At 68.4% G+C, this 24,777-nt stretch carries 19 protein-coding genes, 1 tRNA gene and 1 riboswitch; of the genes, 15 read left to right on the top strand and 5 right to left on the bottom strand.

Annotation, left to right across the window (positions count from 1 at the left end; genetic code table 11):
- The first annotated feature begins 41 nt into the window (after positions 1-41).
- The 8 genes from ACIQJ5_RS07995 to pyk all read left to right on the top strand — a co-directional run bounded on the left by ACIQJ5_RS07995 (position 42) and on the right by pyk (position 11,849).
- Positions 42-272 (top strand): DUF6704 family protein, encoded by a 231-nt coding sequence (locus ACIQJ5_RS07995; RefSeq protein WP_402842668.1) that lies wholly within the window; start codon positions 42-44, stop codon positions 270-272.
- 2 nt (positions 273-274) lie between these two features.
- A complete protein-coding gene (gene trpC / locus ACIQJ5_RS07990) occupies positions 275-1,084 on the top strand; it encodes an indole-3-glycerol phosphate synthase TrpC (protein WP_231091363.1) in 810 nt (269 codons plus the stop codon).
- A complete protein-coding gene (trpB, locus tag ACIQJ5_RS07985; RefSeq protein WP_402842666.1) occupies positions 1,081-2,295 on the top strand; it encodes a tryptophan synthase subunit beta in 1,215 nt (404 codons plus the stop codon). The genes trpC and trpB overlap by 4 nt, the downstream gene beginning before the upstream one ends.
- Positions 2,292-3,074, top strand: a complete 783-nt coding sequence (gene trpA, locus ACIQJ5_RS07980) for a tryptophan synthase subunit alpha (RefSeq protein WP_402842663.1) — start codon at positions 2,292-2,294, stop codon at positions 3,072-3,074. Before trpB ends, trpA begins: the two co-directional genes overlap by 4 nt.
- A 167-nt stretch (positions 3,075-3,241) precedes the next feature.
- Positions 3,242-4,261: a prolipoprotein diacylglyceryl transferase gene (gene lgt, locus ACIQJ5_RS07975; RefSeq protein WP_231090182.1), complete on the top strand. Its 1,020-nt coding sequence runs from the start codon at positions 3,242-3,244 to the stop codon at positions 4,259-4,261.
- Between the two features lie 61 nt (positions 4,262-4,322).
- Positions 4,323-8,891 (top strand): glutamate synthase large subunit, encoded by a 4,569-nt coding sequence (gene gltB / locus ACIQJ5_RS07970; RefSeq protein WP_402842660.1) that lies wholly within the window; start codon positions 4,323-4,325, stop codon positions 8,889-8,891.
- Positions 8,884-10,350 carry a glutamate synthase subunit beta gene (locus ACIQJ5_RS07965; protein WP_231090180.1) on the top strand — a complete coding sequence of 489 codons (1,467 nt, stop codon included), beginning with the start codon at positions 8,884-8,886 and terminating at the stop codon, positions 10,348-10,350. Before gltB ends, ACIQJ5_RS07965 begins: the two co-directional genes overlap by 8 nt.
- 56 nt (positions 10,351-10,406) lie before the next feature.
- On the top strand, positions 10,407-11,849 hold the full coding sequence (pyk, locus tag ACIQJ5_RS07960; protein WP_231090179.1) for a pyruvate kinase: 1,443 nt from the start codon (positions 10,407-10,409) through the stop codon (positions 11,847-11,849).
- A gap of 79 nt (positions 11,850-11,928) precedes the next feature.
- Here pyk and ACIQJ5_RS07955 read toward each other — a convergent pair whose 3' ends face one another.
- Positions 11,929-13,038 (bottom strand): calcium:proton antiporter, encoded by a 1,110-nt coding sequence (locus tag ACIQJ5_RS07955; protein ID WP_402842655.1) that lies wholly within the window; start codon positions 13,036-13,038, stop codon positions 11,929-11,931.
- A 130-nt stretch (positions 13,039-13,168) separates the two neighbouring features.
- Between ACIQJ5_RS07955 and ACIQJ5_RS07950 the strand changes: the two genes are divergently transcribed.
- Complete coding sequence (locus tag ACIQJ5_RS07950; RefSeq protein ID WP_231090177.1) at positions 13,169-13,393, top strand: hypothetical protein; 225 nt, start codon at positions 13,169-13,171, stop codon at positions 13,391-13,393.
- A 1-nt stretch (position 13,394) separates the two neighbouring features.
- Here ACIQJ5_RS07950 and thiD read toward each other — a convergent pair whose 3' ends face one another.
- The 3 genes from thiD to thiM form a co-directional block, all read right to left on the bottom strand.
- Positions 13,395-14,828 (bottom strand): bifunctional hydroxymethylpyrimidine kinase/phosphomethylpyrimidine kinase, encoded by a 1,434-nt coding sequence (gene thiD / locus ACIQJ5_RS07945; protein ID WP_402842651.1) that lies wholly within the window; start codon positions 14,826-14,828, stop codon positions 13,395-13,397.
- Positions 14,825-15,472 (bottom strand): thiamine phosphate synthase, encoded by a 648-nt coding sequence (thiE, locus tag ACIQJ5_RS07940; RefSeq protein ID WP_402842648.1) that lies wholly within the window; start codon positions 15,470-15,472, stop codon positions 14,825-14,827. The genes thiD and thiE overlap by 4 nt, the downstream gene beginning before the upstream one ends.
- On the bottom strand, positions 15,469-16,284 hold the full coding sequence (thiM, locus tag ACIQJ5_RS07935; protein ID WP_402842646.1) for a hydroxyethylthiazole kinase: 816 nt from the start codon (positions 16,282-16,284) through the stop codon (positions 15,469-15,471). The genes thiE and thiM overlap by 4 nt, the downstream gene beginning before the upstream one ends.
- Positions 16,275-16,371, bottom strand: a riboswitch (TPP riboswitch). (Overlaps the previous gene by 10 nt.)
- A gap of 76 nt (positions 16,372-16,447) precedes the next feature.
- Between thiM and ACIQJ5_RS07930 the strand changes: the two genes are divergently transcribed.
- Together ACIQJ5_RS07930 and ACIQJ5_RS07925 are read left to right on the top strand one after the other, a co-directional pair.
- Positions 16,448-16,533: transfer RNA gene (locus ACIQJ5_RS07930), tRNA-Leu, on the top strand.
- Between the two features lie 92 nt (positions 16,534-16,625).
- Entirely contained in the window at positions 16,626-17,246 is a 621-nt protein-coding gene (locus ACIQJ5_RS07925) for an ANTAR domain-containing response regulator (RefSeq protein WP_231090173.1), read from the top strand.
- A gap of 54 nt (positions 17,247-17,300) precedes the next feature.
- Here ACIQJ5_RS07925 and ACIQJ5_RS07920 read toward each other — a convergent pair whose 3' ends face one another.
- Entirely contained in the window at positions 17,301-17,729 is a 429-nt protein-coding gene (locus tag ACIQJ5_RS07920) for a hotdog fold thioesterase (RefSeq protein ID WP_231090172.1), read from the bottom strand.
- A gap of 43 nt (positions 17,730-17,772) precedes the next feature.
- On the opposite strand from ACIQJ5_RS07920, the gene polA reads away from it, so the two are divergent.
- The 4 genes from polA (at position 17,773) to ACIQJ5_RS07900 (ending at position 24,773) form a co-directional block, all read left to right on the top strand.
- Positions 17,773-20,403 carry a DNA polymerase I gene (polA, locus tag ACIQJ5_RS07915; protein ID WP_402842641.1) on the top strand — a complete coding sequence of 877 codons (2,631 nt, stop codon included), beginning with the start codon at positions 17,773-17,775 and terminating at the stop codon, positions 20,401-20,403.
- A gap of 135 nt (positions 20,404-20,538) precedes the next feature.
- Positions 20,539-22,212 carry a DUF885 domain-containing protein gene (locus ACIQJ5_RS07910; protein ID WP_402842638.1) on the top strand — a complete coding sequence of 558 codons (1,674 nt, stop codon included), beginning with the start codon at positions 20,539-20,541 and terminating at the stop codon, positions 22,210-22,212.
- 92 nt (positions 22,213-22,304) lie between these two features.
- Positions 22,305-23,351 carry an LLM class flavin-dependent oxidoreductase gene (locus ACIQJ5_RS07905; RefSeq protein WP_402842634.1) on the top strand — a complete coding sequence of 349 codons (1,047 nt, stop codon included), beginning with the start codon at positions 22,305-22,307 and terminating at the stop codon, positions 23,349-23,351.
- A gap of 66 nt (positions 23,352-23,417) precedes the next feature.
- On the top strand, positions 23,418-24,773 hold the full coding sequence (locus ACIQJ5_RS07900; protein WP_402842631.1) for an MFS transporter: 1,356 nt from the start codon (positions 23,418-23,420) through the stop codon (positions 24,771-24,773).
- Positions 24,774-24,777 lie beyond the last annotated feature (4 nt).

Genomic DNA, 24,777 nt, shown 5'->3' with positions numbered 1-24,777 from the left:
ATAGACTGAACCGAACACTCGTTTTCCTGGAGGAGATTTCCATGAGCAACCCCATCGCTGACCCCGGCCACGGACACTCGCCCGCGGCGTGGACCGCAGTGGTGATCATGCTCCTGGCCTTCACGCTGGGAACGATCTTCTTCGCGTTGGACATGCCCGTGGGCGTGTACGCGTCGGCCGGTCTGCTGGTGGTCGGGCTGATCGCCGGCTGGGCGATGGCGAAGGCCGGTTACGGCGTGAAGGGCCCGAAGTACGTCGCGAAGCAGCACTGATGGTGCTCGCCGACCTGACGGCCGGCTCCGTGGCGGATGCCCGCACGCGTGAGCTGATCCGCCCGCTCGACCGGGTGCGTCAGGACGCAGCGGATCGTGCTCCGGCGCTCGACGTGCAGGCTGCGCTGGCGCCCGCGAAGGGCGTCAAGATCATCGCCGAGGTGAAGCGCGCTTCGCCATCACGCGGCCACCTGGCGGAGATCCCGGATCCCGCACATCAGGCCGCACTCTACGAGCAGGGCGGTGCCTCGGCGATCAGTGTGCTGACCGAGGAGCGCAAGTTCCGTGGCAGTCTCGCCGACCTCGAGGCGGTTCGCACCCGGGTCACGCTCCCGGTGCTGCGCAAGGACTTCATCGCCACCGACTACCAGGTGTATGAGGCACGCGCCGCCGGCGCCGACCTCGTGCTGCTCATCGTGGCGGCCCTCGATGATGACACCCTGCGCCACCTGTACGAGCTGATCCTCTCGCTGGGGATGACACCGCTCGTGGAGACGCACTCCGCTGAGGAGGTGGAGCGAGCCCTGGCCCTCGGCGCGAAGCTGATCGGCGTGAACGCCCGCAACCTGTCCACGTTCGAACTGGATCGTGACCTGTTCGGCTCGCTGGTGCACATGTTCCCTGCCGATGTGATCAAGATTGCCGAGTCCGCCGTTCTCTCACCCGAGGACGTGCGCCACTACCGCTCCGCCGGCGCCGATGTGGTGCTCATCGGAGAAGCCCTCGTCACCGGTGACCCGGTGGCAACCCTCACCCAGTACCTCCAGGCCGGTGCGTTCGTCGCATCGGCAGACGGGAGTCCGACACCGTGAGCCTGCGCGATCAGCACGGTCCGTTCTTCGGCGACTTCGGGGGCCGGTACATGCCGGAGTCCCTGATCGCCGCAATCGATGAGCTCACCGGGGTGTGGGAGTCCGCGATGGCGGACGAAGCCTTCTGGGCGCGGTATCGCGAACTGCTCACGAGCTACGCGGGTCGTCCGTCGCCGATCACCGAGGTTCCGCGCTTCGCGGAGCACGCCGGGGGTGCGCGGATCTTCCTGAAGCGCGAGGATCTCAACCACACCGGATCCCACAAGATCAACAACGTCATCGGTCAGGCGCTGCTCACCCAGCGGCTCGGCAAGACCCGCGTGATCGCGGAGACCGGAGCGGGCCAGCACGGCGTCGCCACGGCGACGGCGGCCGCACTGTTCGGCTTCGACTGCACCATCTACATGGGCGAGGTGGACACCGAGCGACAGGCGCTCAACGTCGCACGCATGCGCCTGCTGGGCGCCGAGGTCATCCCCGTGAAGACCGGGTCACGGACACTGAAGGACGCCATCAACGAGGCCTACCGCGACTGGGTCGCGAGCGTGGAGAACACCAACTACATCTTCGGCACGGCAGCGGGGCCGCACCCGTTCCCGGCGCTCGTGCGGGATTTCCAGAAGGTGATCTCCGAGGAGGCCCGTGACCAACTGCTGACGCAGGTCGGACGCCTTCCGGATGCGGTCGTCGCCGCGGTCGGCGGGGGCTCGAACGCCATCGGGATGTTCGACGCTTTCCTCGATGACGCGTCCGTCAAGCTCTACGGCGTGGAGGCGGCCGGTGACGGCGTCGACACCGACAAGCACGCCGCTTCGATCGAACGGGGCCGTCCCGGAGTCCTCCACGGCGCGAGGACCTTCGTGCTGCAGGATGAGGACGGTCAGACCGTCGAATCACACTCCATCTCCGCTGGACTCGACTACCCGGGCGTCGGTCCGGAGCACTCGTGGCTCGCGTCCATCGGACGCGCCGAGTACATTCCCGCCACGGATGACGAGGCGATGCAGGCGCTGCGTCTGCTCAGTCGCACCGAGGGCATCATCCCGGCGATCGAGTCCGCGCACGCGCTGGCCGGAGCGATCCGGCTCGGCAAGGAGCTGGGATCGGACGCCCTGATCGCGGTGTGCCTCTCGGGACGTGGCGATAAGGACATGGACACGGCGGCCCGGTACTTCGGGCTGTACGACGACGCTGCGGGGGAGCAGGAATGAGCCGCGTCGAAGACGCCATCGCACGTGCCGAGGCCGAGGGGCGCGGCGCGCTGATCGGGTACCTCCCCGTCGGATTCCCCGACATCGAGACCAGTGTGGAAGCCGCGGTGGCGCTCGCCGAGAACGGTGCCGACATCCTGGAGCTCGGACCGCCCTACTCGGATCCGGTCATGGACGGCATCGTCATCCAGGAGGCCACCCAGCAGGTACTGGCCGCCGGGTTCCGGCTCGCGCAGCTGTTCCCGATCATCCGCGCGATCGCCGATCGTGTCGACGTGCCCATCCTGGTGATGACGTACTGGAACCCCGTGCTGCAGTACGGCGTCGACCGGTATGCCGACGACCTGCTGGCCGCCGGCGGTGCGGGTCTCATTACCCCGGACATCACTCCGGAGGCTGCGGGCGAGTGGATCGCCGCCTCGGAGCGCACGGGGCTGGATCGCGTCTTCCTCGCCGCGCCGACCAGCACCGATGATCGACTGCGCATGGTGATTGAGAAGTCGACCGGCTTCGTCTACACCGTCTCGACGATGGGCACCACCGGTGAGCGGGCGTCGCTGGATTCGGCGGCGCGCACCCTGGTGGCTCGCCTGCGTGAGCAGGGTGCACGTCGCGCGTGTGTCGGTATCGGCATCTCCAATGCCCAGCACGTGGCAGGAGTGCTGGAGTACGCCGATGGCGCGATCGTCGGCACGGCGCTCGTACGCGCGCTGCGCGACGGCGGGGTGGACGCTCTCGCTGCGGAGGCACGGGCGCTGTCTGCGGGCACTCGCCGCTGATCGCCGGCCGGGTGGCGGGCACGCTGCGCCACCGCGTCGTCGTCGTGCGCTCTGGTTGCGTGTGCCCTCTCGTTGCGCGCGCCCACGGACTGGGCGGGCGCGCGTTCTGCCCATGCGTTTCGTCGCGGTGACGGGGGAGCGGCCCGGGGCATCGTAGACTCGTAACCATGCTGCTTTCCGCCCTGGCCCTGCCCGCGAGCATTCCGAGCCCGGAGATCAACTCGTTCGACTTCACGCTGTTCGGGTTGCCGTTCTCGATCAAGTTCTACGCGTTGTTCATCATCCTGGGCATCGTGATCGCGACGTTCGCAGCCAACCGCACGCTGACCCAGCGTGGCGCGGAGCGCTGGGTGATCGTGGACGTGCTGCTGGTCACCGTTCCGATCTCGATCATCTGCGCGCGGCTGTTCCACGTCTTCACGCACTTCGGCTTCTACTTCAACGCCGGACGCGAGTGGTGGAACCCGTTCGTCAAGGACGCGATCTGGAACATCTGGGACGGCGGCATCGCGATCTACGGTGCCCTGATCGGCGGCGCGATCGGCGCCTGGCTCGGCTGCAAGTGGACGGGCCTGCGGTTCTGGACCTTCGCGGACGCCATCGCGCCGTGGATGCTGCTTGCACAGGCGATCGGGCGCCTGGGCAACTACTTCAACCACGAGCTGTTCGGCCTTCCCACCGACCTCCCGTGGGGCCTGGACATCCCGCGTCCGAACTCGGCCATTCCGGTGGGCCTCAGCGACGACACGCTGTTTCACCCGACGTTCCTGTACGAGATCATCTGGAACGTGATCGGCGTGGTCGTGCTCCTCATGCTGCGCAAGAAGATCGCCATGCAGTGGGGCCGCCTGTTCGCCGTGTACCTCATCTGGTACTCCGCCGGCCGCGTGGTGTGGGAGTCGATCCGCATCGACCCGAGCGACATCATCCTGGGCCTGCGCACCAACGTGTGGTCGGCCATCCTCGGCATCGTGGTCGGTCTGGTCATCCTGATCGTGCAGTCGCGCCACACGGGCCAGGAGCCCTCGCCCTACGTTGTCGGCCGTGGCCCGCAGAATGCTGTAGGCTCGTCCGCAGCCACCCCGGAATACGTCGACGTGAGCGAGCCACCCGCACAGTCCACGGACGATTCCGAAGCCGCCACGAGCGGAACGCCCGCCGCAACCACGCCGGTTGCCGGCGCCTGATACCCTCCTCGCGGGCCGACGTCGTCCCACGAACCCCTTGAGAGAAACCGGGGACGACGCCATGTCATCGACCCTTCCCACCGGCCTAGCCGGCTTCCCCGCCCAGCAGGGCCTGTACAACCCGCGCTTCGAGAAGGACGCGTGCGGCCTCGCCATGGTCGCGACCCTTCGCGGTGAGGCGGGCCATGACATCGTGAGTCTGGCCCTGGAGGCGCTGCGCAACCTGGAGCACCGCGGTGCGATCGGCTCCGACGCCGGAACCGGCGACGGCGCGGGCATCCTGACCCAGATGCCCGACGCGTTCTTCCGTGCCGTCGTCGACTTCGACCTGCCGGCGGCCGGCGAGTACGTTGCCGGCGCTGCGTTCCTGCCGCTGGAGGAGGAGCCGCGCCTGGCGCAGAAGTCCGCCATCGAGGAGATCGCCCGCTCCGAGGGCCTCGAGGTGCTGGGCTGGCGTGTCGTCCCGACCGCCCCGGAGAACCTCGGCAAGCTCGCCTACAACGCCCGCCCGCAGGTGGAGCAGCTGTTCCTGTCGCGCCCGGCCATCGGTGGCGCTCCGGCCGAGAGCCGCCTGGGACTCGACCGTCTCGCCTACCGCCTCCGCACACGCGCCCGCACCGAGCAGGGCGCGTATTTTGTTTCCCTGAGCTCGCGCACCATCGGCTACAAGGGCATGGTCACCACGCTCCAGCTGGAGCCGTTCTATCCGGACCTCCAGGACGAGCGCTTCGCCTCGAAGCTGGCCGTGGTGCACTCGCGCTACTCCACGAACACCTTCCCGTCTTGGCCGCTCGCGCAGCCGCTGCGCATGCTCGCGCACAACGGTGAAATCAACACCGTCGGCGGCAACCGCAACTGGATGCGCGCCCGCCAGTCCCAGCTCGAGTCCGAACTGCTGGGCGACATGGCGCCACTGCTGCCGGTGTGCACCGACGGCGTGAGTGACTCCGCCTCGTTCGACGAGGTGTTGGAGCTGCTGACCCTCACGGGCCGCAGCCTGCCGCACGCGATCATGATGATGGTCCCGGAGGCGTACGAGAAGCAGTCCGACATCGATCCGAAGCTGCGGGCGTTCTACGAGTACCACGCCATGCAGATGGAGCCGTGGGACGGCCCGGCCGCGCTGCTGTTCACCGACGGCACACAGGTCGGGGCCACGCTCGATCGCAACGGACTGCGTCCGGGGCGCTGGACGGAGACCCGCGACGGTCTCGTCGTGATCGGCTCGGAGACCGGCGTGCTGGAGTTCGAGCCGGAGCGCATCAAGCGTCGCGGCCGCCTGCAGCCGGGGCGCATGTTCCTGGTCGACACCGAGCAGCGTCGCATCATCAGCGACGACGAGGTGAAGACGGAGCTGGCGAACCTGGAGCCGTGGGAGGAGTGGCTGACCGGTGCCGTACGCCTGGCGGACCTTCCTGACCGCGAGCACATCGTGCACCCCGTCGCCTCGATCACCCGTCGTCAGCGCACCTTCGGCTACACGGAGGAAGAGGTCACCAAGATCCTTGCGCCGATGGGGCGCACCGGCGCGGAGCCGCTGGGCGCCATGGGCTCCGACACCCCCATCGCGGTGCTGAGCGATCGTCCGCGTCTGCTGTTCGACTACTTCACGCAGCAGTTCGCCCAGGTGACCAACCCTCCCCTGGACTCCATCCGCGAGTCCGTGGTGACGAGCCTGCGCATCGGCATCGGGCCGGAGAAGAACCTGCTCTCGTGGGGCCCGGAGCACGCCCGCAGCGTAACCCTGGACTTCCCGGTGATCGACAACGACGAGCTGGCGAAGATCCAGCACATCGCCAAGGCCCTGCCCGGTCGCTCGTCGGCCACCATCCGCGGCCTGTACCACTTCGACGCCGGCCCCGGCACGCTCGCGAAGCGGATCGAGGAGATCTACGACGAGGTGGACGCGGCGATCGCATCGGGTGCGGAGTTCCTCATCCTGTCGGATCGCGACAGTGACAAGGACCTCGTTCCGATCCCCTCGCTGCTGCTCACCAGCGCGGTACACCACCACCTGATCCGCCGCGAGACGCGTATGCGCGTGGGTCTGATCGTCGAAGCGGGCGACGTGCGCGAGGTGCACCATGTCGCGACGCTCATCGGGTACGGCGCCTCCGCGGTGAACCCGTATCTGGCGATGGAGACGGTCGAGCACCTGGTGCGCACCGGTTTCATCGAGGGCGTCACCGAGCACGAGGCCGTGCACAACCTGATCCACGCGCTCGGCAAGGGCGTGCTGAAGATCATGTCGAAGATGGGCATCTCGACGGTGCGCTCCTACGCGGGCGCGCAGGTGTTCGAGGCCATCGGGCTGTCTCAGGAGGTGATCGACGCGTACTTCCGGGGCACCGAATCCAAGCTCGGGGGCGTCGACATCGAGGTGATCGAGGCCGAGAACCAGCAGCGCCACGACTTCGCCTATCCGAAGGACGAGGCGGCGCGCGTGCACGAGCGGCTGTGGACCGGCGGCGAGTACCAGTGGCGCCGCAACGGCCCGCCGCACCTCTTCAACCCGGACACCGTCTTCCGTCTGCAGCACTCGACCCGCACGCGCCGGTACGACATCTTCCGCGAGTACACGAAGGCGGTGGACGACCAGGCCGCAGAACTGAAGACCCTGCGCGGCATGTTCGGCCTGCGGTTCGGCGTGCGCCCGCCGGTGCCGCTGTCCGAAGTGGAGCCGGTCTCCTCAATCGTGAAGCGGTTCTCGACGGGCGCGATGAGCTACGGCTCCATCTCCCGCGAAGCACACGAGACGCTGGCCATCGCGATGAACAGCATCGGCGGCAAGTCCAACACGGGTGAGGGTGGCGAGGATGTGGAGCGTCTGCTCGATCCGGCGCGCCGCAGCGCCATCAAGCAGGTCGCCAGCGGCCGCTTCGGTGTGACGAGCCTGTACCTCACCGAGGCGGATGACATCCAGATCAAGCTGGCACAGGGGGCCAAGCCCGGCGAAGGCGGCCAGCTGCCGCCGGAGAAGGTGTACCCGTGGGTCGCACGCACGCGTGGTGGCACGCCGGGTGTTGGCCTCATCTCCCCACCGCCGCATCACGACATCTACTCGATCGAAGACCTCAAGCAGCTGATCTTCGACCTGAAGCGGGCCAACCCGTCAGCGCGGATCCACACCAAGCTGGTGTCGCAGTCCGGCATCGGCGCAGTGGCGGCCGGTGTGGCCAAAGCGCTGTCCGATGTCGTGCTTGTATCCGGACACGACGGCGGTACGGGTGCGAGCCCGGTGAACTCGCTGAAGCACGCGGGAACGCCGTGGGAGCTGGGACTCGCGGAGACGCAGCAGACCCTGATGCTCAACGACATGCGCGACCGCGTGGTGGTGCAGGTCGACGGCCAGCTGAAGACCGGGCGAGACGTCATCATCGGCATGCTGCTGGGCGCCGAGGAGTTCGGCTTCGCCACGGCGCCCCTGGTCGTCAGCGGCTGCATCATGATGCGCGTGTGCCACCTCGACACCTGCCCGGTGGGTGTCGCGACCCAGAACCCGGTGCTGCGCGAGCGCTTCACGGGCAAGGCGGAGTACGTCGTGAACTTCATGGAGTTCATCGCCGAGGAGGTGCGTGAATACCTCGCCAAGCTCGGTTTCCGTTCCATCGACGAGGCCGTCGGCCACGCCGAGCTGCTCGACGTGGAGAACGCTGTTCGCCACTGGAAGACGCAGGGGCTGGATCTCACCCCGATCCTGGCAGGTCCCGACCTGCCGGCAGACGCGCCGCGCAAGCACGGGCGTGAACAGGACCACGAGCTGGAGAAGCACTTCGACGTCGAGCTGATCAACCGCTCGCGCTCGGTGATCGCCGACGGCGGGACGATCACCATCGACCTGCCCATCCGTAACACCGAGCGGGCGGTGGGGACGATGCTCGGGCATCAGGTGACGAAGGCGCGCGGGCAGTACGGCCTGCCCACCGACTCCATCACCGTGAATCTGCAGGGTTCCGCCGGTCAGTCGCTGGGCGCGTTCCTGCCCTCCGGCATCACGCTCAACCTCGTCGGCGACGCGAACGACTACGTCGGCAAGGGCCTGTCGGGCGGTATCGTCACCGTGCAGCCGCCCGCGGCGGTGCGCTTCGACGCCTCCCGCAACGTCATCGCGGGTAACGTCATCGGCTACGGCGCGACCTCAGGTGAGCTGTACCTGCGCGGCGTCGTGGGGGAGCGGTTCCTGGTGCGAAACTCCGGTGCCACGGCGGTCGTCGAAGGCGTGGGAGACCACGCTCTGGAGTACATGACCGGTGGTCTCGCCGTGATCCTCGGCGCGACCGGCCGCAACTTCGGTGCCGGCATGAGCGGTGGAACGGCCTACGTCTACCGCCTTCGCCGCGAGCTGGTGAACCAGGATGCATTGCGCAGCGGCGAGCTGCGTGTGGAGTCGCTGGGCGCTGCAGACGAAGAGATCCTGCGAGACCTCCTCAGTCAGCACGTCGAGCGCACCGGGTCCACCCGTGCGGCCTCGCTGCTGGCCAACTTCCACGACGAGGCGCCGCAGTTCGCCCGCGTGGTGCCGCGCGACTACGCGGCCGTTCTCAAGACCCGCCAGGATGCGGAGGCCGCGGGACTCGACCCCGACGGCGATGTCGTCTGGCACCAGATTCTGGAGGTGACCCGTGGCTGACCCCCAGGGATTCCTGAAGACCACGCAGCGCGAGCTGCCCCGCCGCCGCCCGGTCCCGGTGCGCATCATGGACTGGCGGGAGGTGTACGAACCCGGCGACACTGCGGTCGTGCGCCGCCAGGCCGGCCGCTGCATGGACTGCGGTGTGCCGTTCTGCCACCAGGGCTGCCCGCTGGGCAACCTCATCCCGGAGTGGAACGACCTGACCTGGCGCGGCGAGGGCCGTGCCGCGATCGACCGGCTGCACGCCACCAACAACTTCCCGGAGTTCACCGGGCGGCTGTGCCCGGCCCCGTGCGAGAGCGCGTGCGTGCTGGGGATCAACCAGCCCGCGGTCACGATCAAGTCCATCGAGCAGACCATCATCGACGAGGCCTTCGGCAACGGCTGGGTGCAGCCACAGCCGCCGGGACGTATCACGGGCAAGACGGTCGCCGTCGTCGGTTCGGGACCCGCGGGGCTCGCCGCAGCCCAGCAGCTCACCCGCGCCGGGCACACGGTGGCGGTGTTCGAGCGCGACGACCGCATCGGCGGGCTGCTGCGCTACGGGATCCCGGACTTCAAGATGGAGAAGCACCACTTGGAGACCCGGCTGCGCCAGATGCAGGACGAGGGCACCCGCTTCCGGGCCGGTGTGGAGATCGGCCGGGACATCACGTGGTCGGATCTGCAGGACCGCTACGACGCGATCGTCGTCGCCACGGGTTCCACCGTGCCGCGCGATCTCGCCATCCCGGGACGTGACCTCGCCGGCGTGCACTTCGCCATGGACTACCTCGTGCAGTCGAACAAGGTGGTCGCGGGTGACACGGTGGCCAACCAGATCAGCGCCGAGGGCAAGCACGTCGTCGTGATCGGCGGTGGCGACACCGGTGCGGACTGCATCGGCACCGCGCACCGTCAGGGAGCCCTGAGCGTCACGAACCTCGCGATCGGACGCCAGCCCGGTTCTGAGCGCCCCGAGCACCAGCCGTGGCCCATGGACCCCACTGTCTTCGAGGTCTCCTCGGCCCACGAGGAGGGCGGTGAGCGGGTCTTCCTCGCCTCCACCGTCGAGTTCCTCTCCAACGAGGCCGGCGAGGTGCGCGCCCTGCGTGTCGCTGAGACCGAGTTCGTGGACGGCCGCCGTGTGCCCAAGAATGGGACTGAGCGGGAGATCCCCGCCGACCTCGTGCTGATCGCGATGGGCTTCACCGGGCCCGAGCGCTCCGGCATCGACGCGCAGCTGAACGCGGTCTTCACGGAGCGAGGCTCCCTCGCCCGCGAGGACGACTACAGCACCACCACGCCCGGGGTGTTCGTGGCCGGTGATGCCGGTCGGGGTCAGTCCCTGATCGTGTGGGCGATCGCCGAAGGGCGCGCCGCGGCAGCAGCCGTGGATGCGTACCTGATGGGAACGACCACGCTCGCCGCGCCCGTCCGGGCCAGCGAAGTCGCCATCGGCCTGCCATCCGCGTAGGCTGGCAGCGGCCATCGGCCCGAAAACCCCCACCCAGACAACCGGAGCACATACGGATGAGACGCGCGAAAATCGTCGCAACCCTGGGACCTGCAACATCCACCTATGAGAGTGTCCGCGCCATTATCGACGCGGGCGTTGACGTCGCCCGACTGAACCTCAGTCACGGCGACTACTCGGTGCACGACGCGAACTACGCGAACGTACGCCGGGCAGCCGACGACGCCGGTCGCGCCGTCGCCATCCTGGTGGACCTGCAGGGTCCGAAGATCCGTCTTGCGAAGTTCGCAGACGGACCGCACTACCTCGAAGTCGGGGACATCTTCAAGATCACGACCGAAGACGTCCCCGGAACCAAGGAGATCGTCGGCACGACGTTCAAGGGCCTGCCCCAGGACGTCAAGCCCGGCGATCACCTGCTGATCGACGACGGCAAGGTCCGTGTGGAGGTCGTGGAGTCCGACGGGACGACCGTGACCACCCGTGTGATCGTGGCCGGCAACGTGTCCAACAACAAAGGCATCAACCTTCCCGGCGTCGCCGTGAACGTCCCCGCACTCAGCGAGAAGGACGAGCAGGACCTGCGCTGGGCGCTCAAGACCGGCGCTGACCTCATCGCTCTGTCGTTCGTGCGCAACGCCGCCGACATCGAGCGCGTGCACGAGATCATGCGTGAGGAGGGCAAGTTCCTGCCCACCATCGCAAAGATCGAGAAGCCGCAGGCCGTCGATGCGCTGGAAGAGATCGTCGACGCGTTCGACGGCATCATGGTGGCCCGCGGCGACCTGGGTGTCGAGCTTCCGCTCGAGGCCGTCCCGATCGTGCAGAAGCGCGCCGTGGAGCTGGCCCGCCGTATGGCGAAGCCGGTCATCGTGGCGACGCAGATGCTCGAGTCGATGATCTCCAGCCCCGTTCCCACGCGCGCGGAGACCTCCGACGTCGCCAACGCCGTCCTCGACGGTGCCGACGCGGTCATGCTCTCGGGCGAGACCAGCGTGGGCGACTATCCGGTGATCGTCGTCCAGACCATGGCGCGCATCATCGAGTCGACCGAGGACCACGGTCTGGAGCGCATCGCGCCCATCGGCACGAAGCCGCGCACCCAGGGTGGCGCGATCACGCTGGCTGCGGCCGAGGTGGCCGACTTCGTCGAGGCCAAGTTCCTCTGCGTGTTCACGCAGTCGGGTGACTCGGCTCGTCGCATGTCCCGGCTGCGCTCGAAGATCCCGATGCTGGCGTACACGCCGGATCCGGCCATCCGCCGCCGTCTGTCGCTGACCTGGGGCATCCGCACCACCCTGGTGGACACGGTCACCCACACGGACGCGATGTTCGCACAGGTCGACGACCACCTGCTGTCGTCTGGCCTCGCGCAGGTCGGCGACAAGGTTGTGGTGATCTCCGGTTCCCCTCCCGGGATCGTCGGCTCGACCAACGACCTGCGGGTGCACAAGGTCGGCGACGCCGTCCAGGGTGCCGCCCCCGCGTACCAGTCGTAACCGTCCCGCGGCTGTGCCGCGTGACCCGGATGGCCGGTCCCTCGGGACCGGCCATCCGGCGTTTCCGGCGACGTCCCACTCAGAGGAACAGCAGCACGCCGAAGAGGGCGAACAAGGCCATGTGGACTGCGCCGTGGGTCGCGGTCACGCGCTTGCCGAGGAAGGTCGCCGCGGTCGTCAGGACGGTGGTGGCCACGAGCACCAGCATGATCGGGGACTCGGCGAGGACGACCGTCTGGCCCGTGACCAGGCCGATGATCAGTACCGACGGGATCGTCAGCCCGACGGTGGAGACGAACGCACCGAGGCAGAGGTTGACCACACGCTGAATCTCCCCGGCACGTGCTGCTCGCACCGCGGTGATGGTCTCGGGCGTGAAGACGATCAGCGCGATCACGACGCCGGAAAGCGCAGCAGGGGCACCGATGGCGTCGAACGCGACATCGAGCAGCGTCGCCAGGTGGTGCGACAGCAGCACGATGGGGACCATGGTCGCGATCAGCAGCGCCGTGCGCATCGCCAGTTCCGCGCCGTGCTGACGCAAGGTCTCGCGGAGCGGAGCGTGAGACGCAGCCGCGGACTCACCCACTTCGCGATAGTCGCCGGCCTGCGGCCCGGTCTGGCGCCACAGGAAGAAGCCGTACAGGGCGATGGTGATCACGCTGATCGCGACGGCTCCCGCCGCCGGGTAGGCGCCGCCGGGCAGCGCGGCCGGAACCACCAGCGCGGTGGCGGAAAGTACAGCGATCAGAGCGACGTAGGCACCCGCTCCCGTGCGGTTCGGGCGCATCGCGCCGTGACGCAGTCCGCCGACCAGGAGACACGTGCCGACGACGAGGTTCAGGATGATCATCATGACGGCTGTGACGGAGTCGCGGGCGATGGTTGCGTGCTCGCCCGGGCCGAGCATCACGGCGGAGATGAGGATCACCTCGATCAGCACGATGCTGAGGGTGAGCACGAGCGTCCCATAGGGATCGCCGAGGCGGCGCGCGAGGGCCTCCGCCTCGTGCACCACCCCGAACGCGGCGACGAGGATCACGGCCACGATGAGGCCCAGCACGAGCCAGGCCACGGACGGGGCCAGCTCATGGGAAAGGAACGCGGCGGCGATCACCGCGGCCCAGGGCAGTGACAGGCGGAGCAGGGCTGCGGGGGAGAGGATCCGACGGATCTGCGAGACGGTCACGAGTGTTCCGTGCTTCCGCGAGGTCGTCCTCGCACATCGTGCTCGACCGGGTCGTCCCGATCGCGATCTGACGCCCCCCACTCTATCGCCGCTTCATTGACAAGCCCTGTGCGAGGCGAGAGCATGCCCTATGGGCAACGTTGTGACCGACATCGTCATCTGGATCATCGTCGCGGTGGCGGTCGTCAGCTTTGTCATCGTCGCGGTGCTGCGGTGGCGCGGCCGACCGCTGACGGGGGACACGCTCGATCCGGGTGCGCAGGCAGAACGCCCCGACCAGCGCACCCGACCGGGCGCCGAGTACCGCCCCATCGCCGACACGAAGGCGACCGGCGGGGGCGGTCTCGGCATCTGACTCAGTCAGCCAGCAGGTGATCCTGCTGGCTGAAGAACGCCAGCTCGTGATGTGCGGACCCGACGAATGCCCGCTCCGCCGCGAGGCGCTCATCGGCCCCCGCCACTGCACAGGCGGCTCGCACATAGGCCGCAGCCTGCCGGGTCGCGGCGGCGAAGGCGGTATCCGCATAGGTGGCGAGCCATGACGAGTACGGGTGATCCGCATGGCTGCGCCCGGCGAGCCGGTTCCCGACGTCCTGGTAGATCCAGTAGCAGGGAAGTACCGCGGCGACGACCACGGCGTATCCCGGCCCCGCCGCGAGCAGGTGATCGAGGTAGGCACGGGTGGTCGAGGACATCTCGCTCACGGCGGGCTCTTCACCGAGGAACCGCGTGTGCAGCTCGAGCTCGCCGGTGATCGCCGCGGTCGCGGCATCCGACCAGAACGTCTGCTCCTCGCGTGTGGGCGCGAGCGCACTGGCGCGGGCGAGCACGCGTGCGTAGTCGCGCAGATACAGCGCATCCTGCTTCACGTAGTGGCGGAATGCGGCTGGCGTCAGTGTCCCGTCGCCCAGCGCGCGGACGAAGGGGGACGCATCGATGCGATCACGCACCGCCGCCGTGAGCGCCCACCACCGCGCGGGCTCATCGGCCGCACGGGTGCGCACGAAGTGGTCCACCGGACCGTGCCCACCTCCCACCCCGAGCGCCGGTCCCGCCGCGATGGCCTCGGTCAGCCAGCTCTTCGTCTCCCGGAGTGCTCCGTCCAACGACTCGCCGCGGGCGAGGACGGTGGCCAGCGCGCTGGAGAGCGAGCAGCCGGTGCCGTGGGTGTTCGTCGAGTCGAGGCGCGCTGCGTCGACGACCACGACCTCCTCGGTGCGCGCGTCGACGATGGCGTCGGGTGAGCGCTCACCGGCAAGGTGTCCGCCAGTGATCAGCACGACGGTCCCATCCCGCCGCGACACCCGGCGAGCCTGATCCAGGGCGGCGTTCCAGTCCGTCGCCGCCGGTTCGTCGGCGAGCACCGCGAGTTCGGGCAGGTTCGGCGTGACCACGTCGGCGAGCGCGCTCAGCGCCCGCAGCGCTATTTCTGCTGGCGGCTCCAGCAGACGATCGCCGCTGGTGGCGACCATGACCGGGTCGAGCACGACGACGGGCGGCCGGTGGGAGCGCAGCCAGTCGGAGACGACGTCGATGCCGGCGATCGTCCCCAGCATGCCGATCTTCACGGCATCGATGGCGACGTCGGCGGACAGGGCGTCCAGCTGGGCGCGGATCATCTCCGGCGGGACCGCGTGCACGGCCGTCACACCGCGTGTGTTCTGCGCGGTAAGCGCGGTGACCGCTGCCATCGCATATCCGCCGAGGGCGCTGATCGACTTGATGTCGGCTTGTATCCCGGCACCGCCGCTCGGGTCGGATCCGGCGATCGAGAGCACACGGGGGATCATCGCCCTTCCCCCGCCGACGTCCAGGCCGTCAGGAGGTCGGCCGCTGCTCGTCCGGGGTCATCGGACGCACAGACGGCGGAGGCCACCGCGATTGCGCTCGCGCCGGCGCGACGAAGCGCGGCGACATCCTCGACGGTGATGCCGCCGATGGCGACGCAGGGGAGAGGGGCGTCGGCCGCGAAGTCGGCGAACCCTGCCACCCCGAGCGGTGCCGGATGGTCGGGCTTGGTGCTGGTGGGGTGGATGGCGCCGACGCCGAGATAGTCGATGCCGGCGGCCTCGTCGAGCGCTGACAGGTGGGCACGGGTGTCGGCTGTGAGGCCAAGGACGCTATCGCGCCCCAGAAGCGCCCGGGCGACGGCCGGCGGGAGATCGCTCTGCCCCAGATGCGCGCCGTCGATTGCGACGCCGGACGCACGCGCAGCCAGGACGACATCGACGCGGTCGTTGACCAGCAGCCGGGCACGCCCGGCGATGACGTCCGCAGTCGCCGCCGTGAGATCGAGGAAGTCGCGCGCCGAGACGTGCTTCGCGCGCAGCTGCACGGTCTCCACGCCTGCGTCGACGGCGGCGTCGATGACATCCAGCAGGCTGGTGCCCGGTGCGGGTTCGCTGGTGACGAGGTAGATGCCGCTGACGGTCATGACAGCACCGCCTGATCACGAACGTCGGCGGACGTCAGCGTCGCCAGGGCATCCAGCAGGGCGACCGCGAAGCTGCCGGGAGCGGGGGCTGCGACCGCGGCCGTCTGCGCAGCGATCGTGTACACGGAGGTCGCCGCGGTGGCGGCGAGCAGCGCGTCCTCGGTCAGTGCCGCGAAGGCCGCCATGACCGCGCCGAGCGCACACCCGCCCCCCGTCACCCGGGTGAGGAGCGCCGTTCCCGTGCCGACGCGCACCAGTCGATGCCCATCGGTGAGGTGATCCACGGCGCCACTCACCGCGACGACGGCGCCGGTGCGGTTCGCGAGCTGGTGAGCAGCCTCCGTGGCGGCTTCGACGTGGTCCGACGCGTCGACGCCACGACCTCCTCGTCCGTCCCCGGCGAGCGCCAGGACCTCGCTCGCATTGCCGCGAACGATCGTGGGCCGGAGTGCAAGCAGATCGGCAGCGAGAGGAGTGCGCACCGGCAGGAAGCCCACCGCGACCGGATCCAGCACCCAGGGCACCCCCGAGGCATGTGCCGCAGTCGCGGCTTCGCGCATCGCGTGGCGCTGATCCGTGTGCGGCGTCCCGAGATTGATGAGCAGGCCATCGGCGACGGTGGCGAAGGCTCCCGCTTCCTCGGGGACGTCCACCATCGCCGGCGACGCGCCGAGTGCCAGCAGGACGTTGGCGGTGAACCCCGTCACCACGCTATTCGTGATGGCCTGGACGAGCGGCGCGCGCTCTCGAAGGCGGTCGAGCAACTGTGCGCAGTCCTCGATGGAAACGGACGCATGGACGAACGACGTCATGGTGACATCCCTCCGCTCGTGTGAACGAGATCAGGTTCGACGGGTGTGATCTCAGCGCCCCTCGTGGGCGCACCCCGTGTCGCCGGCCAGCCTAGCGCGCGCCGTGCACGATGCGCGAAGCACGGGAGGGGTGCGGTAGTGTCGAGGGGTCTTCGACGCACTTGCCGGTGTGGCGGAATGGCAGACGCGGAGCACTCAAAATGCTTTGTCCGAAAGGGCGTGCGGGTTCGAGTCCCGCCACCGGCACCACCTCCTCGTTTTCCTCGCCCGCATCACCGCCGTAGCCCCGGCAGAGCGCGCCTGTCCGGGTGAATCACGGATGTATGCCATAGAATCGGCAGGTGACCGATCAGGACCAGACCGAAATTCCGGCCGCTCCCGCACCCCGTCGTGTGGTCGTAGCGGAAGACGAATCGCTCATCCGTCTCGACATCGTCGAGATCCTGCGCGACAACGGATTCGACGTCGTCGGTGAGGCCGGCGATGGCGAGACCGCCGTCGCCCTGGCTACCGAGCTGCGCCCGGATCTGGTGATCATGGACGTGAAGATGCCGCAGATGGATGGCATCACCGCGGCTGAGAAGCTCAGCAAGAACCACGTCGCGCCCGTCGTCCTGCTCACCGCCTTCAGCCAGAAGGAACTCGTCGAGCGCGCCAGCGAGGCCGGTGCGCTCGCCTACGTCGTGAAGCCCTTCACCCCGAACGATCTGCTTCCGGCCATCGAGATCGCCCTCGCGCGCTACGAGCAGATCATCACGCTCGAAGCTGAGGTCGCCGACATGGTGGAGCGCTTCGAGACCCGCAAGCTCGTCGACCGCGCGAAGGGGCTGCTCAACGAGAAGATGGGCCTGTCCGAGCCGGAGGCGTTCCGCTGGATCCAGAAGGCGTCGATGGATCGCCGGCTCACGATGCAGGATGTGGCCAAGGCCATCATCGACCAGCTCGCCCCCAAGAAGGGCTGACCCCGACATCACGAAGGCCGCCCCTCGGGGCGGCCTTCGTCGTTCCGACGAGTCTCAGCGCGCGTCGCGGAGCATGTTCGTGATGCGCAACGTGGAGTTGCGGCGTCCTCGCTCGTCCGTGATCGCGATCTCGTGCACGGCGAGCGAACGACTCACGTGCACCGGGGTGCAGACCCCGGTGACGAAGCCCTCGGTGATGGACGCGGTGTGCGTGGCGTTGATGTCGATGCCTACGGCGTAGCGGCCGGGTCCGGCGAGCAGCGTCGCGTGCATCGAGCCGAGCGATTCGCCGAGCACGACGTACGCACCGCCGTGCATCAGTCCGAGAGGCTGTGTGTTGCCCAGCACCGGCATCGTGGCCACGACACGCTCGGCGGTGAACTCGACCAGCTCGATGCCCATCTTCTCGGCGAGGGCTCCGAGCCCCCGCTCGCGTGCCCATTCCAGGGGGCTCTTCTCGATCTCCGCGGCGCCTTCGCTCATGCTCTCCTCGCTCCATGTCGGTGCCCCTCATTAGGCTGGAGGGGTGACGGACTCCGCAAAGCCTACCCTCCTGGTCGTCGACGGCCATTCGCTCGCTTTCCGCGCGTTCTTCGCGCTGCCGGTCGAGAACTTCACCACCAAGGACGGGCAGCACACCAACGCCGTCTACGGGTTCCTCTCGATGCTGGTGAACCTCATCAAGGCGGAGCAGCCGAGCCATATGGCCGTCGCCTTCGACCTCTCGCGCCAGTCCTTCCGCACGCGGGAGTACGCCGAGTACAAGGGCACGCGTGCGGAGACGCCGAAGGAGTTCTCGGGGCAGATCCCACTCATCCAGGAGGCGCTGGCCGCCATGGGGATCACGGTGATCACCAAGGAGGACTTCGAGGCGGACGACATCCTGGCCACCCTGTCGGTCCAGGGGCGCGAACAGGGCTATGAGGTGCTCGTGGTCTCCGGAGACCGGGACTCCATCCAGCTCGTCAACGATGACGTCACCCTGCTCTACCCCTCGGTGCAGGGCGTCTCCCAGCTCAAGCGGTACGACCCGGCCACGGTGGTGGAGCGCTACGGTGTGCCGCCCGAGCAGTATCCCGATATCGCCGCGCTCGTCGGCGAGACCAGCGACAACCTTCCCGGCGTGCCGAAGGTGGGCGAGAAGACGGCCGTGAAGTGGCTCACGCAGTTCGGGTCGCTGGACGCCGTCCTCGAGCGGGCCGGCGAGATCAAGGGCGTCGTCGGAGGCAATCTGCGCGAGCACCTGGACGATGTCCGCCGTAACCGCAAGCTCAACCGGCTGGTGACCGACGTGGAGCTCCCGGTCGGTCCGGCTGACCTCGTGGTCCGCCCGCTCGACGGTCCGGCGGTGCGAGATGTGTTCGGTCGCCTGGAGTTCCGCACGCTGCTGCCGCGCGTCTTCGAAGCCGCCGGCGGAGACGCCGGTGACGTCGAGACACACACGGCGGTGGAGGTTCCTCCGGCTCGCGAGGTCACGGTCGCGGAGGCGGTGGCGTGGGTGCGTGCTCGCGAGGACGCCCCGGTGGCGCTCACCCTCACGGTGAACGGCCTGACGCCCCTGCGTGCCGGTGTGGCCGACGCCAGCGAGGCGATCGAGTTCGACTGGTCCGACGACGCCGATCTGGCGGCCTGGCTCGCATCGCCCGCGGAGAAGGTGTTGCACGATGCGAAGCCGCAGCTGAAGGCTGTGCGGGCCGCAGGGGGTGATCTGGCGGGCATCGTCTTCGACACCAACCTGGCCGGCTGGCTGGTGCGGCCGAGCTACCCGGACAAGTCACTCGCGGATCTGGTGGAGCGTTACCTGGGGGAGAAGCTGCCGGAGGCCGACCCGAGCCAGCTGGTGCCGGAGACCGAAGGCGCGACGCCCGGTCAGTTGTCATGGTTCACGCTGCGCACGGCCGAGGCCATCCGCGAGCAGATGCCGGAGGGCGTCGTCTCGGTCCTCCAGGACATCGAGCTGCCCACCCTGGCTGCCCTGGCAGACATGGAGCTGGCCGGCGTCCAGGTGTCGCACGAGAAGCTCTCGACGTTCTCTGCTGAACTCGCCTCGCGTGCCGACGTGATCGCCCAGGACGCGTACGCCGCCATCGGCCGCGAGGTGAACCTCGGGTCGCCGAAGCAGCTGCAGGAGGTGCTGTTCGACGAGCTCGAGCTCCCCAAGACCCGCAAGACGAAGACCGGGTACTCGACGGACGCCGCGTCACTCGCCGACCTGCAGGAAAAGGCGCCGCACCCGTTCCTCGAGCTGCTCTCCCAGCACCGCGAAGCCACCAAGCTGCGCCAGATCATCGAGTCGCTCGACGTGGCGATCAAGCCCGACCACCGGGTGCACACCACGTACGTGCAGACCGGGAGCCAGACGGGCCGGCTCTCCAGTACGGATCCCAACCTGCAGAACATCCCGGTGCGGACCGAGGAGAGCCGTCGCATTCGCGCCGCCTTCGAGGTCGGTGAAGGATACGACACGCTTCTGACCGCCGACTACTCGCAGATCGAGATGCGGATCATGGCGCATCTGTCGGGCGATCCGGGTCTCATCGAGGCGTTCAACACCGGCGAGGACCTGCACCGCTACGTCGGCGCACACGTGTTCGGTGTCGAGCCGGCGGATGTCACCAGTGCCATGCGCTCGAAGGTGAAGGCGATGTCGTACGGTCTCGTGTACGGGCTGTCCGCGTTCGGGCTCTCCAAGCAGCTGCGCATCGAGCAGGCAGAGGCCAAGCAGCTGATGCTGGACTACTTCGCCCGCTTCGGGGCCGTGCGCGACTACCTGCGGGAGTCCGTGGGCAAGGCCAAGGTCGACGGCTACACCGAAACCATCTTCGGCCGCCGGCGCCCGTTCCCCGATCTGTCGAGTCCCAACCGGGTGCTGCGCGAGAACGCAGAGCGTGCAGCGCTGAACGCCCCGATCCAGGGGAGCGCGGCCGACATCATGAAGATCGCCCTCTTCCACATCCATCAGGATCTCCGTGCCGCCGATCTTCGTTCGCGCGTGCTGCTGCAGATTCACGACGAACTCGTCCTGGAGGTCGCCGCAGGGGAGTGGGATGCCACAGAGGCCATCGTGCGCAATCGCATGGGTGATGCTGCTGAGCTGTCCGTGCCGCTCGACGTTCAGGTGGGGCGTGGCGCGAACTGGGACGAGGCGGCACACTAGGCCTCCACACTGTGGCCGACCGCAGCACTGTGGCCGGCCGCAGTGCTGCGGTCGGCCGCATACGGACCTGCCACCGCGCCACGTTTTCGCCAGTGGCTGCGGTGGGATCGGACGTCCACGACCTAAACTGAAGGGATGACTGAACCCCGAATCCCCACGCCCATCGACGGCGTCGCCGAGGCCTGGGTAGACACAGTCGCGGATCTGTACCCCTCGATCGCGACCTACATCGGCCGGACGGAGCACAACGCCCGTCTGGACGACCTCAGCATGGCCGGACACGAGCGTGCCGCGGAAGCGACGCGTGCAGCGCGCGATGCGCTCGCCGCACTCGAACCCGTCGACGCCATCGACCAGGTCACCCAGACAGACCTGCTCAGCTCGCTGAACCTCGATCTGGAGATCCGCGACGCCGGATGGCACCTGCGCGATGTGAACGTCATCGCCTCTCCCGTCCAGAGCGTTCGCGAGGTCTTCGACCTCATGTCCACCGACAGCGTGGAGGACTGGGCCGTGATCTCCACGCGCCTCGCCGCCGTCGCCGGTGCACTCAGCGGGTACGAGGAGACGCTGCGCGAGGGCCTGCGTCAGGGCATTGTGCCGGCCCGTCGTCAGGTCATCGAGGCGATCGGTCAGATCGATCGCATCCAGGCCGATTCGGGCTTCTTCGCCGAGTTCGCGGGCAATGCTCAGCCCGCGGAGGGGCAGCTGCCCGCATCGTTGGCGCGCGAGATCGCCGACAACGCCAACGCGGCACGCGTCGCGTATCAGGAGCTCGGACAGTTCTTCTCCCGCGATCTGCTCGCGGGCGCGAGCGAGCGCGATGCCGTCGGGCGCGACCTCTACGCCTTGATGTCGCGATCGTTCCTCGGGGCGACCATCGACCTCGATGAGACGTACGAGTGGGGACGCGAAGAGCTGGCTCGCATGGTGGCCGAGCAGACCGCCATCGCGAACGAGATCCTGCCGGGCGCATCGGTGGAGGAGGCCGTCGCGTTCCTCGAGAAGGACGAGTCGCTGAAGCTCCACGGCACGGAGGCGCTGCAGGAGTGGATGCAGCGCACCAGCGACCAGGCCGTCGCCGAACTCGGCCGCACCCACTTCGACATCCCGGAGGAGATCCGCAAGCTCGAGTGCATGATCGCCCCCACCCAGGAGGGCGGGATCTACTACACGGGCTCGACCGACGACTTCTCGCGTCCCGGTCGGATGTGGTGGTCCGTGCCTGAGGGCGTCACGACATTCGACACCTGGCGTGAGCTCACCACGGTGTACCACGAGGGTGTCCCCGGTCACCACCTGCAGATCGCGCAGGCCACCTACAACCGGGCAGAACTCAACTCGTGGCGCCGCTTGCTTGCGGGTACGTCGGGTCACGCCGAGGGCTGGGCTCTGTACGCGGAGCGCTTGATGGAACAGCTGGGCTACCTGAACGCCCCTGCTGACCGGCTCGGGATGCTCGACGGCCAGCGCATGCGCGCAGCCCGTGTGGTGCTGGACATCGGTGTGCACCTGGAGAAGCCCCGTCTGGACGGCACCGGCACGTGGGACGCCGACTACGCGCTGGACTTCATGCGCGCGAACGTCAACATGCCCGACGAGTTCGTGAAGTTCGAGGTGAACCGCTACCTCGGCTGGCCGGGACAGGCTCCCTCCTACAAGGTGGGCCAGCGGATCTGGGAACAGGTACGTGACGAGGCGGCCGCACGCGCCGGCGATGCGTTCTCCATCAAGGAGTTCCACCGCACCGCGCTGAACATGGGCGGCGTGGGCCTCGACACCCTGCGGACGGCGATCCTCGGCGCCTGAACCAGGACCGGCGAAACGGGCGGGATCTGCGGATCCCGCCCGTTTTGCCGTTCCGGGAATGCCACCGCCTGCGGCGCGTTGTATGCACGTGGATGAAAGGAGCCCCCGTGGCTGACATCGAACTCGGTCTGGACACCTTCGGCGACATCAGCCGGAATCTGGACGGCACTCTGCTTACCGATGCGGAGACACTCCGGAATGTGATCGCGCAGGCCGATCTCGCGGAGAAGGTCGGAGTCGACTTCTTCGGCGTGGGCGAGCACCACCGCAAGGAGTTCGCGGTGTCGGCTCCGGAGATCGTGCTGGCGGCCATCGCAGGCCGGACTGAGCGGATCAAACTCGGCACCGCCGTGACGGTGCTGAGCTCGGACGATCCGGTGCGCGTCTACGAGCGCTTCGCGACGCTGGATGCGCTCTCGAACGGCCGCAGTGAGGTGATCCTCGGGCGCGGCAGCTTCATCGAATCGTTCCCGTTGTTCGGCTTTGACCTCGCCGACTACGAGACGCTGTTCGAGGAGAAGCTGGAGCTGTTCTCGCGGCTGCGCGAGGAGAAGCCGGTCTCCTGGAACGGCCGTACGCGCACGGAGCTCGTGAACGCCGACGTGTTCCCCAAGACGGCCGGGGGTGTGCGTGCCTGGGTCGGCGTGGGCGGGTCACCGGAGTCCGTCGTCCGCACCGCGCGGTACGGCTACGGACTGATGCTGGCGATCATCGGAGGAGCCCCCGAGCGCTTCCGGCCGCTGGTGGACCTCTTCCATCACGCTGTCGCCGAGTTCGGTCACGCGCCCCTGCCGGTGGGCGTGCACTCGCCGGGCCACGTGGCGGCGACGGACGCGGAGGCTCAGGAGCAGACCTACGAGGGACTGAAGGTGATGAACGATACGATCGGTGCCGAGCGCGGCTGGCCGCCGTACTCCCGGGACCGCTTCCTGCAGGAGGTGGGGCCGGATGGCTCGCAGTACATCGGCTCACCCGACACCGTCGCGCGCAAGATCGCACACACGGTCTCGGTGCTCGGCGCACAGCGATTCGACATGAAGTTCGCGTCGGGGACCACGCCCCACGAGCACCTGATGACCAGCATCGAGCTATACGGCACGGAGGTCATTCCCCGGGTGCGGGCGCTTCTGGCCGACTGAGTCGCGCAACGTCATACGGGCCGCCGGCGGTCGAAGAGCTCGCCGGCGGCCCGATACGATGAGCGAATGACCTCAGCCCCCCGCGAGGACGACGTCGCGACGCGTCTCGATCGGCTCCCGTTCACCCCCAAGCTCGGCCGGGTCCTCACGGGATCGGGGCTGGGATGGGCTCTGGACGCGATGGACGTGGGACTGATCTCGTTCATCATCGCCGCGCTCGGCGCCCAGTGGCAGCTCGGCAAAGAAGAGCTGGGCCTGATCAGCTCGGTGGGCTTCGTCGGCATGGCCGTCGGCGCGAGTCTGGGCGGCCTCCTCGCCGACAAGTTCGGCCGTCGTCAGGTGTTCGCGCTGACCCTCCTCGTCTACGGCGTCGCAACCGGCGCGAGCGCCCTTGTCGGCGGACTCGCGCTCCTGCTTGTGCTGCGCTTCATCGTGGGGCTCGGGCTCGGCTCAGAGCTCCCCGTGGCGTCCACGTATGTGAGCGAGTTCGCCCCCGCCCGCATCCGTGGTCGAGTCGTCGTGCTGCTCGAGGCGTTCTGGGCGGTCGGCTGGCTTGCCGCAGCCGTGATCGGTGTGTTCGTGGTGCCCAGCTCCCCGGACGGCTGGCGCTGGGCATTCGCGCTGGGCGCGATTCCCGCGGTCTATGCGCTCATCGTCCGTTGGGGGCTACCGGAGTCGGCCCGCTGGCTGGAATCACGCGGGCGCCACGCGGAAGCCGACCTCATCGTGCGCCAGTTCGAGGTGTCGGCGCGAGGACGGACGGTTCCCGCTTCCGCAGCCGTGGCGGCGACGACGGAGCCGGCGGGCCCGAAGGAGAACATCCGCGGACGGCTCCGGGCGCTGTTCGCCCCCGAGTTCCGCGGCCGCACGCTCTCGCTCTGGCTCGTGTGGTTCTGCGTCAACTTCTCCTACTACGGCGCGTTCATCTGGATTCCGTCGCTGCTGGTGGCCCAGGGGTACACGCTGGTGAAGTCGTTCGAGTTCACCCTGATCATCACCCTCGCACAGCTGCCTGGATACGCGGTCGCCGCCTGGCTGATCGAAGTGTGGGGCCGCCGCATCACGCTCTCGGTGTTCCTCATCGGCTCGGCCGTCGCCGCCGTGCTCTACGGGACAGCGGGCGATCCCACCGGCATCATCATCGCCGGCATGCTCCTGTCGTTCTTCAACCTCGGAGCGTGGGGTGCGCTGTACGCCGTGTCACCCGAGACCTACCCCACCTCGCTGCGTGCGACCGGTTCCGGCTGGGCCGCGGGAGTGGGCCGAATCGCGTCGATTGTTGCGCCCCTGGTGGTGCCGTGGGTACTTGGGTGGGGGAGCGTCCCCATCCTGTTCGTGGTGTTCGCCGTGTTCTTCGCCATCGCGGCGATCGCGACATGGGGCCTCAGCGACCTCCGGGGTCGCGCACTCGACAACCGCTGACGGT

The organism is Microbacterium sp. GXS0129 (assembly GCF_044769785.1).
Lineage (GTDB): Bacteria > Actinomycetota > Actinomycetes > Actinomycetales > Microbacteriaceae > Microbacterium > Microbacterium nymphoidis.
The sequence above is the reverse complement of the archived record's forward strand: the minus strand, read 5'-3'. Positions and strand labels throughout refer to the sequence as shown.

What these genes read in the sequence shown, in the direction of transcription:
- ACIQJ5_RS07900 (WP_402842631.1), top strand. Translation starts at nt 23,418, where the DNA reads ATGACCTCAGCCCCCCGCGAGGACGACGTCGCGACGCGTCTCGATCGG.
- ACIQJ5_RS07995 (WP_402842668.1), top strand. Translation starts at nt 42, where the DNA reads ATGAGCAACCCCATCGCTGACCCCGGCCACGGACACTCGCCCGCGGCG.
- lgt (WP_231090182.1), top strand. Translation starts at nt 3,242, where the DNA reads ATGCTGCTTTCCGCCCTGGCCCTGCCCGCGAGCATTCCGAGCCCGGAG.
- thiM (WP_402842646.1), bottom strand. Translation starts at nt 16,284, where the DNA reads ATGACGTCGTTCGTCCATGCGTCCGTTTCCATCGAGGACTGCGCACAG.
- thiD (WP_402842651.1), bottom strand. Translation starts at nt 14,828, where the DNA reads ATGATCCCCCGTGTGCTCTCGATCGCCGGATCCGACCCGAGCGGCGGT.
- thiE (WP_402842648.1), bottom strand. Translation starts at nt 15,472, where the DNA reads ATGACCGTCAGCGGCATCTACCTCGTCACCAGCGAACCCGCACCGGGC.
- ACIQJ5_RS07910 (WP_402842638.1), top strand. Translation starts at nt 20,539, where the DNA reads ATGACTGAACCCCGAATCCCCACGCCCATCGACGGCGTCGCCGAGGCC.
- gltB (WP_402842660.1), top strand. Translation starts at nt 4,323, where the DNA reads ATGTCATCGACCCTTCCCACCGGCCTAGCCGGCTTCCCCGCCCAGCAG.
- ACIQJ5_RS07905 (WP_402842634.1), top strand. Translation starts at nt 22,305, where the DNA reads ATGAAAGGAGCCCCCGTGGCTGACATCGAACTCGGTCTGGACACCTTC.
- pyk (WP_231090179.1), top strand. Translation starts at nt 10,407, where the DNA reads ATGAGACGCGCGAAAATCGTCGCAACCCTGGGACCTGCAACATCCACC.
- trpA (WP_402842663.1), top strand. Translation starts at nt 2,292, where the DNA reads ATGAGCCGCGTCGAAGACGCCATCGCACGTGCCGAGGCCGAGGGGCGC.
- ACIQJ5_RS07920 (WP_231090172.1), bottom strand. Translation starts at nt 17,729, where the DNA reads ATGAGCGAAGGCGCCGCGGAGATCGAGAAGAGCCCCCTGGAATGGGCA.
- ACIQJ5_RS07950 (WP_231090177.1), top strand. Translation starts at nt 13,169, where the DNA reads ATGGGCAACGTTGTGACCGACATCGTCATCTGGATCATCGTCGCGGTG.